The sequence below is a fragment of the Arthrobacter sp. genome, assembly GCF_030540645.1.
GTDB lineage: Bacteria > Actinomycetota > Actinomycetes > Actinomycetales > Micrococcaceae > Specibacter.
In genome coordinates, this window is record NZ_JAUNVV010000025.1 from 2,875 (window position 1) to 17,910 (window position 15,036).

13 protein-coding genes, 1 pseudogene and 2 riboswitches are annotated in these 15,036 nt (G+C 61.7%); of the genes and pseudogenes, 7 read left to right on the top strand and 7 right to left on the bottom strand.

Going from position 1 to position 15,036, the window contains the following annotated elements; genetic code table 11:
* Positions 1 to 133 precede the first annotated feature (133 nt).
* On the bottom strand, positions 134 to 1,261 hold the full coding sequence (gene serC, locus Q4P21_RS06790; protein WP_303388038.1) for a phosphoserine transaminase: 1,128 nt from the start codon (positions 1,259 to 1,261) through the stop codon (positions 134 to 136).
* A gap of 226 nt (positions 1,262 to 1,487) precedes the next feature.
* On the opposite strand from serC, the gene Q4P21_RS06795 reads away from it, so the two are divergent.
* The 3 genes from Q4P21_RS06795 (at position 1,488) to Q4P21_RS06805 (ending at position 4,600) form a co-directional block, all read left to right on the top strand.
* Positions 1,488 to 2,183 carry a metal-dependent transcriptional regulator gene (locus Q4P21_RS06795; RefSeq protein WP_303388039.1) on the top strand — a complete coding sequence of 232 codons (696 nt, stop codon included), beginning with the start codon at positions 1,488 to 1,490 and terminating at the stop codon, positions 2,181 to 2,183.
* Positions 2,184 to 2,352: 169 nt separating this feature from the next.
* Positions 2,353 to 2,605, top strand: a riboswitch (cyclic di-AMP (ydaO/yuaA leader).
* Positions 2,606 to 2,703: 98 nt separating this feature from the next.
* Positions 2,704 to 3,417, top strand: coding sequence for a M23 family metallopeptidase (locus Q4P21_RS06800; RefSeq protein WP_303388040.1), 714 nt, complete (start codon positions 2,704 to 2,706; stop codon positions 3,415 to 3,417).
* 119 nt (positions 3,418 to 3,536) lie between these two features.
* A riboswitch (cyclic di-AMP (ydaO/yuaA leader) is annotated at positions 3,537 to 3,771 on the top strand.
* Positions 3,772 to 3,832: 61 nt separating this feature from the next.
* Positions 3,833 to 4,600, top strand: a complete 768-nt coding sequence (locus Q4P21_RS06805; protein WP_303388041.1) for an NlpC/P60 family protein — start codon at positions 3,833 to 3,835, stop codon at positions 4,598 to 4,600.
* A 276-nt stretch (positions 4,601 to 4,876) separates the two neighbouring features.
* On the opposite strand, the gene Q4P21_RS06810 is transcribed toward Q4P21_RS06805, so the two are convergent.
* Positions 4,877 to 6,601 carry an MDR family MFS transporter gene (locus Q4P21_RS06810; RefSeq protein ID WP_303388042.1) on the bottom strand — a complete coding sequence of 575 codons (1,725 nt, stop codon included), beginning with the start codon at positions 6,599 to 6,601 and terminating at the stop codon, positions 4,877 to 4,879.
* Between the two features lie 142 nt (positions 6,602 to 6,743).
* Positions 6,744 to 7,400 carry a TetR/AcrR family transcriptional regulator gene (locus Q4P21_RS06815; protein ID WP_303388043.1) on the bottom strand — a complete coding sequence of 219 codons (657 nt, stop codon included), beginning with the start codon at positions 7,398 to 7,400 and terminating at the stop codon, positions 6,744 to 6,746.
* Between the two features lie 195 nt (positions 7,401 to 7,595).
* On the opposite strand from Q4P21_RS06815, the gene Q4P21_RS06820 reads away from it, so the two are divergent.
* Genes Q4P21_RS06820 through Q4P21_RS06830 form a run of 3 tightly spaced genes read left to right on the top strand, consistent with a single transcriptional unit; the run spans position 7,596 to position 9,900 of the window.
* Positions 7,596 to 8,297, top strand: a complete 702-nt coding sequence (locus tag Q4P21_RS06820; protein ID WP_303388069.1) for an NTP transferase domain-containing protein — start codon at positions 7,596 to 7,598, stop codon at positions 8,295 to 8,297.
* Complete coding sequence (locus Q4P21_RS06825) at positions 8,298 to 8,621, top strand: DUF6457 domain-containing protein (protein ID WP_303388044.1); 324 nt, start codon at positions 8,298 to 8,300, stop codon at positions 8,619 to 8,621.
* Positions 8,622 to 8,628: 7 nt separating this feature from the next.
* Positions 8,629 to 9,900: a molybdopterin molybdotransferase MoeA gene (locus tag Q4P21_RS06830; protein ID WP_303388045.1), complete on the top strand. Its 1,272-nt coding sequence runs from the start codon at positions 8,629 to 8,631 to the stop codon at positions 9,898 to 9,900.
* A gap of 133 nt (positions 9,901 to 10,033) precedes the next feature.
* On the opposite strand, the gene Q4P21_RS06835 is transcribed toward Q4P21_RS06830, so the two are convergent.
* Complete coding sequence (locus Q4P21_RS06835; protein ID WP_303388046.1) at positions 10,034 to 12,361, bottom strand: FdhF/YdeP family oxidoreductase; 2,328 nt, start codon at positions 12,359 to 12,361, stop codon at positions 10,034 to 10,036.
* 67 nt (positions 12,362 to 12,428) lie between these two features.
* Between Q4P21_RS06835 and fdhD the strand changes: the two genes are divergently transcribed.
* Positions 12,429 to 13,262 (top strand): formate dehydrogenase accessory sulfurtransferase FdhD, encoded by an 834-nt coding sequence (gene fdhD / locus Q4P21_RS06840; protein ID WP_303388047.1) that lies wholly within the window; start codon positions 12,429 to 12,431, stop codon positions 13,260 to 13,262.
* Positions 13,263 to 13,382: 120 nt separating this feature from the next.
* Here fdhD and Q4P21_RS06845 read toward each other — a convergent pair whose 3' ends face one another.
* The 3 genes and pseudogenes from Q4P21_RS06845 to glnQ all read right to left on the bottom strand — a co-directional run.
* Positions 13,383 to 13,616, bottom strand: a complete 234-nt coding sequence (locus tag Q4P21_RS06845; RefSeq protein WP_303388048.1) for a hypothetical protein — start codon at positions 13,614 to 13,616, stop codon at positions 13,383 to 13,385.
* 123 nt (positions 13,617 to 13,739) lie between these two features.
* Positions 13,740 to 14,600: a hypothetical protein gene (locus tag Q4P21_RS06850; RefSeq protein ID WP_303388049.1), complete on the bottom strand. Its 861-nt coding sequence runs from the start codon at positions 14,598 to 14,600 to the stop codon at positions 13,740 to 13,742.
* Positions 14,601 to 14,736: 136 nt separating this feature from the next.
* Positions 14,737 to 15,036, bottom strand: a pseudogene (glnQ, locus tag Q4P21_RS06855) (glutamine ABC transporter ATP-binding protein GlnQ); the annotation flags it as partial.

The following is a 15,036-nucleotide window of genomic DNA, read 5'->3' on the forward strand; positions in this document are numbered from 1 at the left end:
CGGACGACAGCCCCGCGCTGACCAAGTGCATCGACTCCGTGATCGACAACCTCTCAGCGCTAAAGACACGTATAAATGAGTAGGCCCCGCCGGATCCCGGCGGGGCCTACTCATTTATACGTGTCTTTAGCGCTTAGAGGTTTTCGATCACGTAGTCGATGCACTTGGTCAGCGCGGTGATGTCGTCCGGCTCGATGGCCACGAACGTGGCGATGCGCAGTTGGTTGCGGCCGAGCTTGCGGTACGGCTCGGTGTCCACGATGCCGTTGGCACGCAGGACCTTGGCAATGGCGCCAGCGTCAACGGACTCGTCAAAGTCGATCGTGACAATGACGTTTGAGCGGTCCTCGGGCTTGACCACGAACGGGGTGGCCACCTTGGAGGCTTCAGCCCAGGAGTACAGCCGCCCCGCCGAGTCAGCTGTGCGTGCTGAGGCGAAATCAAGACCGCCGTTGGCGTTGAGCCACTGAACCTGGTTGTTGAGCGTGACCAGAGTGGAGAGCGCAGGGGTGTTGTACGTCTGGTTCTTCAAGGAGTTGTCAATGGCGGTGGTGAGGTTCAGGAAGTCCGGAACCCAGCGGTTGGAGGCACCAATGCGGGCTGCCCGCTCCAGCGCGGCGGGAGAGAACAGACCAAGCCACAGTCCGCCGTCGGACGCAAAGTTCTTCTGCGGGGCGAAGTAGTAAACGTCGCTCTCACGCACATCCACGGCCAGGCCGCCAGCTGCTGAGGTTGCATCGATCAGCACCAGTGCACCGTCGTCTGCTCCAGCAACACGCTGGACGGGGGCGGCAACACCGGTGGAGGTCTCGTTCTGCGGCCAGGCGTAGGCATCCACGCCGGACTCGGCCACTGCCACGGGACGGGTGCCCGGCTCGGCCTTGAGGATGGAGGAGGCCTCCAGGAAGGGGGCGTTGTTGGTGGCGGAGGCAAACTTCGAACCGAACTCACCAAAGGAAAGGTGCTGGGCCTTGTTTTCAACCAGTCCAAACGACGCTATGTCCCAGAACGCCGTGGAGCCGCCAACGCCCAGAATTACCTCGTAGTCATCAGGGGCGCCAAAGAAGTCCTTGAGGCCGCTGCGCACTTCACCCACGAGGTTCTTCACGGGAGCCTGGCGGTGGGAGGTACCCAAGAGCGAGGAGCCCGCCTCGGAGAGCGCCGCGATCTGCTCGGCTCGAACTTTGGAGGGGCCGGCGCCAAAACGACCGTCGGCCGGGCGCAAGTTGGCAGGGATGGTGAGAGGCGTGGGTTCGCTCACGAGTTGCTCCAAAAATTATGTGTTGGAAGGTGTTTAGCCCCAAGGGCTGTGGTCAATTCTGCCGCAGAACCGGCCTCAAGAGAAAAATGAGCCAGGTGGAGGAAATCTCATGACATGCAATGAGTTCCGCAGAGTGGAGTTGTTTCCTCGTATCGCGGCGATCAGGATAACGTAGACAGCAATGAGGTTGCTCTAAAATCTTGCCCAATTACCGGAGGTTGCTGACATGGCTGATCTGATTGACACGACAGAAATGTACCTGCGCACCATCTTGGAGCTGGAAGAAGAGAACATTGTGGCGTTGCGGGCCCGCATCGCAGAGCGCTTGCACCACTCAGGCCCCACCGTCTCCCAAACCATCGGACGGATGGAACGAGACGGACTTGTCATAGTTTCCGGTGACAGGCATCTTGAACTGACGCCGGAAGGCAGGAGCAAGGCCACCCGCGTCATGCGCAAGCACCGCCTTGCTGAACGGCTGCTCGCCGATGTGATCGGCTTGGACTGGGCCTATGTGCATGAAGAAGCGTGCCGCTGGGAACACGTCATGAGCGAACGCGTCGAGCAACGCCTGTTTGAACTGTTGGGCAAACCAGAGGAATCCCCCTACGGCAACCCGATTCCTGGGCTTGAAGAGCTGGGCGGCAAAGTTGCTCCCCTCTTCTCCGCAGGGCTGCAAACCCTTGTCAATGCCATGACAACGTACTCAGCTGGGCAGGAAGTGGTCATTCATCGCCTGTCCGAGCGCATTCAAGTGGAGCCGGAACTGCTGGCCCAGCTCGATGAGGGCGGGTTGCGCCCGGGAGCCAGGATCTCCCTGGAAAGGGTAGGGGAGTACATCTCGGTTCGCGTGCCCGGTATAGAAGGTGCGCTGGAGCTGCCCCCTGAAGTAGCCTCCCACATCTTCGTTTCCATGAGTTAGCTCACAATATTCCTCTTTCCTGTGAATTAAAACACAGGGCAAGGTCCCGGATGCCTGCGGAATCCGCCCTAACCTTGGCAGGCGGTTATTGACAATTCAGATAACGAAATTGTTACGATTACCATTTTTACCGTATAGTAGCGAACTGGCGCCGTAATCAAAGCGTTACCATCCTGCGACACCGAACCTTGCCTTCGCAGGCTGGTCATTCATCACTGAGGCAAGGACGGAGGAACCACATTCGGCAGACAAATAAGTCTGCCTTGGGGTGAAGTCCTCGCTTGCAACCACACCAGCTTTCGACGCAGTCCATCTGACTGCTCCATGGCTACTCGTGTGCCAAAAGCGTGGGCCGGAGAACAGAAACACTCTCAGATCCGAATCCGACAGCTAACTTCGCAGGTGCTTTACAGAGAGGCAATTTGTGTCAGACGTTAAACTGCGAGGCCGCCGTCGTGCGTCGTCGCCGGCATCCCACGCGACTGTGACAGCTCCCGGCGGTCGCCGTGAAGCTTTGGCCATGGAGCGCGCAAACTCCATATCAACCATTTCGGTGGCTGCACGCTTGCGCACCGGCGCCGCCAGCGGAGCAGGCCAAAAAGTCGGTGTCGCGATGGCTGCAACAGGCTTGCTCCTTGCAGTCACCCTGCCCACCGCACAGGGTGTAAACACCGCAAACATGGAGCCCGTGGCCGCTACTTCCGTGGAAACCGTTGTATCGGCGGGGGCTGAGATTCCCATTACTTTCGCTACGCCCGAGGTTGCCAGTCATTTGAACCCGGACGGGCATCTCAAGGAAACCCTGAAGGTCAAGGCGGCCAATGTCACGCGGCAGGCAGCCAAGGGAACCCTCTCTGCGCCATTGAAGACGATGGAGATGAGCTCACCCTTCGGCGGCCGCATCAACCCGCTCACCGGACAAATGGGTGAACAGCACACGGGCCAGGACTTTGCCATTGCCTGTGGCAACCAAGTGCTTGCAGCTGCCGGCGGCGTCGTCACGTTCGCAGGCTGGCACAGCTACGGTGGAGGCAACCGCGTGGTCGTGGACCATGGCAACGGCCTCTCAACGTCCTATAACCACATGAGTGAGATCAGCGTCAAGGTCGGCCAGACGGTCGCTCGCGCCGCTCAGGTGGGCGTTAGCGGCACCACTGGCGCCTCCACCGGCTGCCACCTGCACTTCGAAGTGATCGTGGACGACGCAACCGTCGATCCGATCGACTGGCTTTAATTCCTTCACAAGCCGAGTTAAGTTGCGACTTAGTCACATGACCGTGACCTGAACGTGACATTAGAAAAAAACTGTTGTACCGTCGTAACCGCGTCTACTTCCAATAAAAGTAAGCGCCCATGAATAGATTGCCTAGCTCTGCCACTGTTCATGGTCCGTTCGTATCAATTCGTCTGGCAGGGGCGGGGGAACCAAAAATCGGACTTCGCACTTAGCTGAAGTCCTTGGGGTGAAGCCGCGAAACGTTCAACACAAAAAAAGATCACATGATCTTTTGTGTGTCCAAACGTGGAGCGGCCGGGTGACTCCCATCCGAATCCGACAGCTTACCTCGCAGGCATTGGGAGAGGAAACCTTCTTGGCTTCAAATACTGCCCTTGGGCGCCACCGCGCCCAGGTTACTAAGACCACTTCGATGTCAACCCTCAAGAAAGCCGTTAGCTCAAACGCTGGCGGGGTTGGCCGTCAAGCAGCCGTTATCGTTGCGGCCTCAGGTCTTGTACTGACTTCCGGCATCGCAGCAAACGCAGCTACTCCCACCGTGGAGCGCGCTTCTGACGGTGCAACTACGCTGAACCTGAACACGGGACTTGCTTCCGCGATCACGGCAGCATCCACGGTGAAGATTTCCTTCGCCGCACCCAGCATCACCTCCACCCCTGCCCCGGCTCCTGTCGTTGAAGAGCCGGTAGTTGTAGCGGCCCAGAGCAACGAAGTTGTTGCAGCGCCCGCAGCAGAAGTTGCAGCGGCACCCGTTGCAGCAGCACCTGCAGTAGCAGCAGCGGCCCCCGCAGCAGAAGTAACCGTCAACACGCCAGCTCCCCAGCAGGCTGCTCCGCCCGTCACTCAGAGCGGCATCGGTGCCACCATCGCCAGCGCGGCACTGTCCCAGCTCGGCGTTGCCCAGGACTGCACGGCGCTTGCCAGCAACTCACTGGCTGCCGCTGGAATCAACTTCCACGACTGGCCGGCAGGCTACCTGAGCTTGGGTCGCACGGTTTCGGCCGCTGAAGCCCAGCCCGGTGACCTCATTTACTACGCGGACGGCGGCATGGGCATGGCTCACATCGCTGTTTACATTGGCAACGGCCAGGCCGTGCACGGTGGATGGAATGGCGGCACGACCGCAATCTTCTCCGCCAACGTTGGCTCGGGCCCCGTCTTCATTGCGATGGGTCACTAAGAACGTCTTACGCCAATGAACCCCGTCTTCGGACGGGGTTCATTTATTTAACCTGCTTGTACTTGCCAGTGGCCGAATTGTACAGCCCTGCACACGTGCATCGGAGAGGGAGTAGTTGGCAATGTTTTCGGGCAAGGTCGTCAACAACTGCTCGAATGCTGAGATGAGTCTGCCCACCACCATGGACGGTGGTGGGCAGACTCATCCAGACCCAACATGCACTGCCTGGCTCAAGGAGTATGGCCTGGCTCGAAACAGTGCCGGAACCGGGCAGCTTCAGCTGCTGACGTTGCCGACTTCCTGCCGTGTGGAGGCAACGTGCCTGGCTGCCGCATGTCTGCCTTGCGCATGCACAGTCTTTGCATCAGCACCTTCTACCGCAGCGACCCCGGCATGAGCGCCCTGGGCATTTTCAAGGTGAGGAGCAACAACGGCAGGATCAGCGTCCACCATCTTCACGGGCTCGTGATCAATGCTGGTGGCCAGGGGGATCTCCTTAATGAACAGCAGTAGGATGCCCGCCAGAAGCAGCAGCGGAACCATATAGACGAAAATGGGTGCCAGCGCGTCGTTATAGGAGCCGATCACAATGGAGCGCACCTGATCAGGGAGCTTGCGCACAATTTGAGGAGTCAGCGAGTTCAAGCTGCCTGCACCCTGGCCTGCATCGCCTCCGCTGCCAGCCATGCGCTCGGTCAGGATTTGCGTCAGCCGGTGGGCGAACAGGCTGCCCACAACTGCCGACCCCAGCGATGCACCGATTTGGCGGAAGTAGTTATTGGAAGCAGTGGCCATGCCGACTTGGGAATTCGGGAACTGGTTTTGCACAATCAACACCAGGATCTGCATGCTCGTGCCCAAACCAATACCCATGATGGCCAGGTATACGCAAATGATCCATACGGGCATAGTCACCGTCATACTGGACAGCAGCACCAGTGCGAACGCCACGATGAACATTCCGGTGATGGGCAGCCACTTGTAACGGCCGGTCTTGCTGACCAGCTGTCCGGACACGATGGAAGTGACCAGCAGCCCAGCCATCATGGGGATCATGAGGAACCCGGCTTGGGTTGCATTGGCCCCGGTGACCATCTGCAGGTAAGTAGGCAGGTACGCGAGCGTGCCGAACATGGCGATGCCTGTGATCAGCCCCGCTGCTGTGGTCAGGTTGAAGTTGCGGTCCTTGAACAGGTGCAGCGACATGATGGGGTGGTCGGCCCTGTGCTCGACCCACACAAACAAGGCTGCAGCGGCGATGGTACCAGCACCCATGCCAATGATCTGCGGGGAATTCCAGTCGAATTTGGTGCCGCCCCACGTGCTCACCAGCACCAGCAAAGTCGAAGTGATGCCCAGCAGCGCCATGCCAGCAACGTCAATGCGGGCCTTGTTGCGCGGGTGCTTGGGCAAACGCAGGAAGAGCACTGCGGAAATAATGGCCATGATGCCCAGCGGAATATTCATCCACAAGCCCCACCGCCAACCGATCCCATCGGTGAACCAGCCGCCCAGCAAAGGTCCGGCCACGGATGACAGTGCAAAGACCCCGCCCATCACACCCATGTACCGACCACGCTCACGCGCCGGGACGACGTCGGCAATAATCGCCTGTGACAGCAGCATCAAGCCACCGCCACCGAGGCCCTGAACGCCACGGCCAATGATCAGCCACGTCATGTCCTGGGCAAATCCACCCACAATGGAGCCGAAGATAAACACCGAAATGGCGCCGATGAACAAGCCCTTGCGGCCAATCAAGTCGCCAAGCTTCCCGTAAATCGGCAGCATGATGGTCGAGGCCAGAATATAAATGGTGATGACCCAGAGCATTTCGTCGACGCCATTGAGCTCGCCAACAATGGTGGGCAGGGCCGTACTGAAAATAGTCTGGTCCAGGGATGCAAGCAGCATCGTGAGCATGAGCCCGGCAAAAACAAGCAGGATGCTGCGACGATCACTCGTAACGGGCGGATGCGCCGTTTGGGTCAGTGTAGTCATTGAGAGTTCCTCGTGGCCGGATGTGTGTAGGCGGCTTTGGTGGGGTTGATGAAAGTGGAAGCACGACGGCGTGCTGGCGCAGTCGGGTGAGGGCGGCGTTGCTCAGCCGCGGGTACAGCCGGTGACGGCTGGTGGCGTCGGTTTACGGCCAGTGTTCGTTGCTGGCAATGCGGTGCACAAGGGTCGAGGTGTTCCGGACCAGTTCCTCGGGTGTGGTGGAGAAGTTGCCGGCCACCCACTTCTGCATGGCATAGCGCATGGCGCCTGAGACCAGGGCAACCACCAAGTGTGCTTCATCGGCCAGGTCAGCGGTTTTGGCCTCGTTGCGTCCTTGGAAGCGATACCGTTCCAACACATAGCCCACGTAGGTTTCTTCCAGCTCGCTGATGCGCGACTTTTCCTTGTGCAGCAGTTCGGCTGTTTCGTGGATGAGCTGACGCCTGGCCTGAAATAGCTCCAAGTTGGAATCCACCTCGACAAGGGAATCCGCGATCAAGGTGAAAAGGTCGTCAAACACTCCTGAATTATTGCTTTCCACAAACGTACGCCGCCGTTGTTCACTGGGCAAGGCCCTGTTGGGGCTCGCGTACACACCCTCTTTGCTGCCGAAGTAGTTGAAGAAGGTCCGGGGTGAGATTTTGCTGGCCGAGCAGATCATGTCCACTGTGACATGTTCGTAGCCGTGTTCAAGACCGAGTTCAATGGCAGCGCGCCGGATGGACAGCCGTGTGTCGGCGCGTTTTCTGTTGCGCAGCGAGTCGGAGGATGTCGTTGCGCCAAGATGTTGAATGCTCATCATGACTCCAGTGGTATGCAGGATGTGCCTTGTGTCACTTATTGGCACGAAATAAGCATAAGTGCAGTTCCTGCAAATATGCAGTGAATGCACGCTACAACTTCAGCCCCATGGATGGCCCCATTAATTAGGGAAGTCTGGCGCGTGCGGCTTGGGCGGATAATATTGCAGCATGTGGACTGTGAGGGGCTTGCCGTGATGGCCGTGATTCTGGCCGGTGGGATGTCCCGGCGGCTGGGGGGAGTGCCCAAAGCGGGGCTGCTGCTCGAGGGCCAAACATTGCTAGCCCGGACGGTGGACGGAGCAATGGCGGCAATTGGGCAAGGATTCACCCAGCCAACCACAGCAGGTGGGGGAGTACGCGCTGGAGCGCGAATCGCCGTCGTCGGTCCTGTGGACAAGACCCGGGACTGGATCCGCGGTGCCCGAAGCCATGGTCAAGTGATGTTCGTGCAGGAAGATCCGCCCTACTCGGGTCCTGCAGCAGGGATCGCCGCGGGTTTGGCCGCTCTGGCTGCACAGGCCCTGCCTGCATTGGACGCGGATACGGATGCCGGGCCCGTGCTTGTGCTCGCTTGCGACATGCCCCGCGCCTCGGAGATAGCCGCACTGCTCGTGGATGCGCTGGCTGATTGCGAGGTGGGAAGCGGCATCATGGCCGTGGACAACGGACGGAAACAGCCGCTCGCCGGGATCTATCCGCTTGCGGCGCTGAACGCTGCGGTGGATGCGGCACGGCAGGCGGGCAAGCTGCAGGATGCCTCGGTTTTCTCCTTGCTTGCTAGTGTGTTCATCAAGGAATGCGTAGTCCCCGTTGGGCTGAGCACGGACATCGACACTTGGCAGGACGCCCGCGCTCAGGGTATTGACGCGTGGCCTGCCGAGGCGGAAGGGCAGTAAGTGGAGAATCACGACGAGCTTTTGCAGGAATGGACAAACAAGCTGCTGGCGGCCTTTGAAATAGCCGACATCACCGTGGACGTCCACGCAGTGTTGAACGTGGCAGGAGTTGCAGCACATTCGATCGTGCGCCCCGCCGCGCCATTGACAACTTTTATCGCCGGACTGGCTGCCGGCCTTGCTGCTGGATCCGGCCAGGCGGACGAAGCCACGGCCATGAAGGCCGCCCTCGGCATGGCCAAGCAGCTCGCCGCGGCTGAAGCACCCGTTACGGCTCCGGCCGCAGCACAGGCTGGCGCCGCCGACGCAACTTCCGGGAAATAGCATTTCCATGGGGGAGCACGCCGACAACAGCAGCCCCGGCCCGGTCGCTGCAGTAGCAGCAGGCGCAGAGGTAGCAGAGGCGACGGCGGAACCAGCCCGCATTCTGCCGCACACATGGGAAGAAGCAAGGGCGCTGGCTTGGAGCGCGGCCGAACCACTGCCGGCCCACACGGTTCCGCTGGCCTCCGCACTTGGGCGAATTCTGGCGCAAGACGTGTTCTCCCGGCACGCCATGCCGCACTATGCATCCTCGGCCATGGACGGCTGGGCCGTTGCGGGCAGCCCGCCGTGGATCCTGGCCGACAAGGGGGCCCGGCTTACCGCCGGCCAAGCGGTCCCCATCGTCACCGGTGGACTCATTCCGCGCGGTGCCAAGTCCGTCCTGCGCAGCGAGTCCGGTGAACTGTCCACCGACGACGACGGCCTGCCGGTGCTGGTGCGGGGTGACGCCGCCCGACCGGGAGAGCCAAAGAACGGGCAGCACATCCGTCCCACCGGCCAAGAGGCGGAGGCTGGCGAACTGCTGATCAAGGCTGGCACCACCCTCAACCCCGCACACCTTTCCTTGGCGGCGCTCGGTGGCATGGACGAACTGTCCGTTTTGGGCAGGGCCGCCGTGAAGATCGTGCTGACGGGAGATGAAGTGGTGCAGGCGGGAATCCCGGATCCGGGATTTGTCCGTGACGCGTTCTCTCCCCAACTCGGTGCCGTTGTCACGATGCTCGGTGGCGCCGTCGTCGGCCTGCAGCGGGCAGCGGATAACCTGGCATCCATGCTCGATGCGCTCGTTGACGACGAAGACGACCCCGCCGACGTCATCATCACCACAGGTGCCACGGGACATTCCGCCGCTGACTTCTTGCGCGAAGCCATCACGGCAATGGGCGGAACCTTCCACGTCCCGCACATTGCCATGCGTCCGGGGCACCCCACACTGCTGGCGGAACTGCCCGACGGTCGCTTTATTGTGGGCCTGCCCGGAAACCCGCTGGCTGCCATGGTGGGATTGCTGACCCTCGGCGCGCCGCTGCTGGCAAAACTTGGCAGCCTGCCTGAACCGGCCACTACGGAGGTGGCATGCGGCTCGCCCATCAAGGACTACCAGGGCCCGACCCGGCTCATGCCCTACAGACTCGTGTACGGATTGGCCTCCCCGTGCGCCAACACCGACTCCGCCATGATGCGCGGACTGGCTGCAGCCGACGGGCTCATGGTCGTCCCGCCGCACGGAGCCAAGATGGGGGAGACGCTCACAGCCATACCCCTGCCCTGGAAGTAGCCGATGCAGTGCTCAGGCGCGGCTCATGTCCCACGATGGCGCCTGCGCACCGTTATGCACGAATGTGCCGCCACTCCCGAAGTGGCGCACGGTATCGAATTAACGGTGCGCAGGCGTTCACGTGTTCCAAGGGTCAGGCGACGGGTTCCAGCCTGATGACGACGGATTTCGAGGTGGGCGTGCCGCTGACGTCCGCCTTGGAATCGAGCGGGACCAGCACGTTCGTTTCAGGGTAGTACGCGGCTGCGCAGCCTACGGGCGTGGAGTACGCCACGACCCGGAAATCAGGTGCGCGCCGGTCAACCCCGTCCTTCCATTCGGAGACTAGGTCCACCATGGTTCCGTCGGCAATGCCGAAGGAGTCAAGGTCCTTCTGATTCACGAAAACCACGCGGCGGCCGTTCTTGATGCCCCGGTAGCGGTCATCCTTGCCGTAGATGGTGGTGTTGTACTGGTCGTGGGAGCGCAGCGTCTGCAACAGCAGGCGGCCCTCGGGCACGCGCGGATATTCCAGCTCATTGGCCGTGAAGTGTGCCAGTCCGGATTCTGTGGTGAAGGAACGCGAATCGCGCGGACCGTGCGGCAGAATGAAGCCGCCGGGCTTGTTGATCTTGGCCTCGAAGTCCTCAAAGCCGGGAACGACGGCGGCAATGTGTGCCCGAATGAGGCTGTAGTCAGCGGCCATGGCGGACCAGTCGGCGACGGGCGCACCGGGGCGAGTAGCGCCGTCGTCCGTCTCAAAAAGGAGCTTGGCCAACCGGCACACAATGGCTACTTCGGAAAGCAGATTGCTCGACGCCGGTGCAAGCCTCCCGCGTGAAGCGTGCACGGCGCTCATGGAGTCCTCGACGGTGACGCGCTGGTCGCCGCCTGCCTGGGTGTCACGCTCGGTACGGCCCAGGGTGGGCAGGATCAGCGCCTGACGGCCGGTGACAAGGTGGGACTTGTTCAGCTTGGTGGAGATCTGCACTGTCAGGGACAGCTTTTTCAGCGCAGCTTCGGTGACATCGGAATCAGGAGTTGCGCGAACAAAGTTCCCGCCCATGCCCATGAATACTGAGGCCTTGCCATCCCGCATGGCCTCGATGGCCGCGACTGTGTCAAAACCGTCCGGACGCGGGGATGCGAAGGAGAATTCGCGGTCCAGGGCATCGTGGAACTCGGCCGGCATGCGCTCGAAAATGCCCATGGTCCGGTCGCCCTGGACGTTGGAGTGGCCGCGGACGGGGCACACACCGGCGCCGGGTTTGCCAATGTTGCCCTGCAAAAGCAGCACGTTGACCACATCGCGCAGCATGGCCACGGAGTGCTTGTGCTGGGTCAGGCCCATCGCCCAGCAGACCACGGTGGCCTTGGACGCCAGCAGCCGCTCGCCCGTGGCACGAATTTGGGCTTCGCTGAGCCCTGTCGCCGTGACGATTTCCGCCCACGTGACGGTTTCGAGCTGGGTCAGGTATTCGCCCAGGCCCGTGGTGTGCGCCTCGATGAAGTCCGTGTCGAACACCCGCCCGGCCTGCAGTGATCCGGGGCGACGTTGTTCCTCGAGCAGGAACTTGCCCAGGCCCTGGAACAGTGCCTGGTCTCCGCCGAGTTTAATTTGCAGGAAGTCATCCGCCAGCGCTGTGCCGCCGCCCACCAGCCCCTTGACCGTCTGCGGGTTCTCAAAGCGCATCAGGCCGGCTTCCGGCAGCGGGTTCACGGCCACAATGACGGCGCCGTTCTGCTTCGCCTTTTCCAGCGCGGAGAGCATGCGCGGGTGGTTCGTACCGGGGTTTTGGCCGGCGATGATGATCAGCTCGGCCTTGTACATGTCCTCCAGCGACACCGAGCCCTTGCCGATGCCAATGGTCTCCGTCAGCGCTGAACCGCTGGATTCGTGGCACATGTTCGAGCAGTCCGGCAGGTTGTTAGTGCCCAGCCCGCGCACCATCAGCTGGTACAGGAACGCCGCTTCATTGGACGTGCGGCCCGAGGTGTAGAAGATCGACTCGTCGGGATGGCCCAGCGCCTTGAGCTCGTCCGCGAGCAGCCCCAGCGCGCGCTCCCAAGAGACCGGAACGTAGTGTTCGGCACCTTCAGCCAGGAACATTGGGTCTGTCAGCCTGCCTTGCTGGCCCAGCCGAAAATCGTCCCACTCGAGGAGTTCGGCCACCGTGTGTTCGGCAAAGAACGACGGCGGCACGCGCCTTTTCGTGGCTTCCTCGGCGACCGCTTTGGCCCCGTTTTCACAAAACTCCGCCGCGTGGCGCTTGTCGCCTTCCGGCCATGCGCAACCGGGGCAGTCGAAACCGTCTTTTTGGTTGATCCGCAGCAAGGTCCGGGCCGCACGGACAGGGCCCATCTCATCCAGTGCGGCTTCCATGGAGTGCAATATGCCGGGGATACCGACGGCCGTCTTCTTCACGCTGCCTACGGAGAGCCGTGCTTCGTCAATATTCTCGCGTGGCGCTTTGCCAGCCATGATGGGTCCCTTCGGCGTTGAGCATCTACTGTAGACCTTAGACGATATTTTTTTTTGGAGGATGACAATGGGACGACTGATCCATCGGGTCAAGGCCACCAGAATTGATCTGGCCGGTGGTCGCCGTGTGCTGCGCGAAGAAGCGCTGGCAGTGGAAGAGCCCTTGGAAATCCGGTTGGGCCATGAATCCTTTAGCGTCACCATGAGAACGCCCGGCGATGATTTTGACCTGGTGGCCGGATTCCTGCTCTCGGAAGGCATCATCCATGAGCCGGAACAACTGATTTCCTTGCGCTTTTGCGCTGGTGAGGACGAAAACGGCCAGCAAACGTTCAATGTACTGGAAGCCCAGCTGCGCCCCGATGTTGCCCTGCCACTGCCGGCTGCGCAGCGGCATGTGACCACCTCCAGCGCCTGCGGGATCTGCGGCACGGCCTCCATTGATGCAGTACATAAGTCATCACATTTTCCCATGAGGGCTGGTTTGGATGAGCCTTTGATTGCCGCGACGGTGCTGGCAGGGCTGCCAGACTCTTTGCGCGAGCAGCAGAAACTGTTTGAAAAAACAGGCGGCGTGCATGCTGCCGGACTATTTTCTGCGGATGGGGAACTGCTGAGCGTGCGCGAGGACGTAGGCCGGCACAACGCCGTGGACAAAGTGCTGGGGGCTGCTTTTCGGGAACGGATGCTGCCACTTTCCAGCAGCATCCTGCAGGTGTCGGGGCGTGCGTCCTTTGAACTCGTTCAAAAGGCTGCGATGGCAGGGGTGCCGATGCTCGCGGCCGTGAGTGCGCCGTCGTCCCTGGCTGTTGAGCTGGCCCGCAGCACTGGGTTGACGCTGGTGGGGTTCAGCCGCGGGGAGACATTGAACGTGTACACGCATCCGGGTCGCGTGGGCTGATTGCGGCGCCGCCGTTCAGCCGGCGGCCGCGTAGCTGCGCAACTCATCCACTGTGGTGGACTGCGACAAGCCCAGCACGTCGGGGCGGATGCCGTTGGCCTCGTCGCCTTCGGCAAACACCTAAAACCGGACCCTTGTCACAGGGTTCAGCGACCCCGCGGCGGAGGACACGGCACGCAGGGAATCCGCCAAGACGCTTTCAAGGCTGGCCGTTGCAGCGGCGGTTGCCTTGGCCACAAACTGGTCCCCGGAGGTGGTCGCACCTCCGGCACCGCACGCTGTGATGAGCACGGCCAGCAATCCCACGGCGGGCAGCACGCTGAGCTTTCGGAAGAACTGATCGCTGCGCCTCATGCCTAGATACCCCCTGGCTGTAGTGCGTAGCGGCGATGCCACCCAAACGGTGAAACGGACGCTCAATACGGGCTCGGGCTAACCAGAGATGCAGAGTCCGTAAATGGCAACCCAACGGCACCCTCATTTTCCGCCACCCTCACGTGCCGGGCCCCCGGCGGTGTTCGCGGCAACGGGCAGCGCGGCATGGGCGACGACGACGGCGGCCACCAGCTCATGGGCGATGTGCCCGGACGGCACCGGCGTCACATGCGCTGGGCTGGCATCGCCGTCCGTGGGGACCGAGTACAGCTGCCCGCCGCGGACGCTCCATTTGCCTGCCCAGACACGGCTGGGCCGGCCTTCCGCGGCAGTGACGACGCTGAGTGCGACGTTGGCGTCCTCGGCAGGCCCGTAGCTGGAAAGCCCGGGGCTTGTCGCCGCACCGGCAGGAAGCGGCGCGGCCAGGGACGCAGCTTGGACAACATCCAGGGGCGGCAGCAGCCGGGCCGTGGCGCCCCACACGTTGTCCATGTCAAAAAGCGTCACCTCCATGCTGTCCTCGCTGCCCACAACAACCGAGTCCTGGCCGTGGACTTCAGAGATGTGCCGCTGGTGCACCGCCAGCCCGCGGCCCGCACGCAGCCCCAGCACACTGGTGGTGCTGACACCGTTGTACGTTGCGCGCGCCGTCACCGTGATGGGGGCCGTGAGCAAAATGGAGACGGCGCCCATCCACTGCAGCGCCACCTCACAGGCGGCCGGGGACATGCCCAGCTCCTTCAGTTCACTCCAGGCCGCTGCCTCGGCATCCCCGCTCAAGGGGGCCGGCTGCGCTGAACCCAGCTGCAGGAATTCCGTCCCGGGTGCGGCAGCCTGACCGGCGGAATTAGTCGCTGGGAGGTCCAAGATGGTGCTTGTCGCTTCACACAACAACTGCCAGGCGGCGGTGCTGAGCTGGATGCGGCGCAAAACGACGGGGTGCTGTGTGTCTGAAGCAGTCATGGACTTCCCTGGGTGCTAGGTCGGAATGCCGTCAGGGCGGGCATTGGGAGCAACGTCGTACCAACATACGCCAAGGCTGTGATGTCCGCGAGGGGTCCGGCTGCCCTGCACGTGCCCCTGCCCCCGAGGGAGGGGGCTAGATTTCGTGCAGCAGCCGGCGCACAAACGCCTGTGTTCGCTCTTCCTTGGGGTTGCGCAGAACCTGGCTGGCCGGGCCGCGCTCCACCACCACGCCGTCGTCCATGAAGACTACCTCGTCTGCCGTTTGACGTGCGAAGGCCAGCTCGTGGGTGACGATGACCATGGTCCAGCCTTCCTCGGCCAGTTCCTTGATGACGGCCAAGACGTCGTCCACCAGCTCGGGGTCAAGGGCCGATGTCGGCTCGTCAAAGAGCAGCAGCTGTGGTTTCAGCGCCAACGCTCGCACAATGCCCAC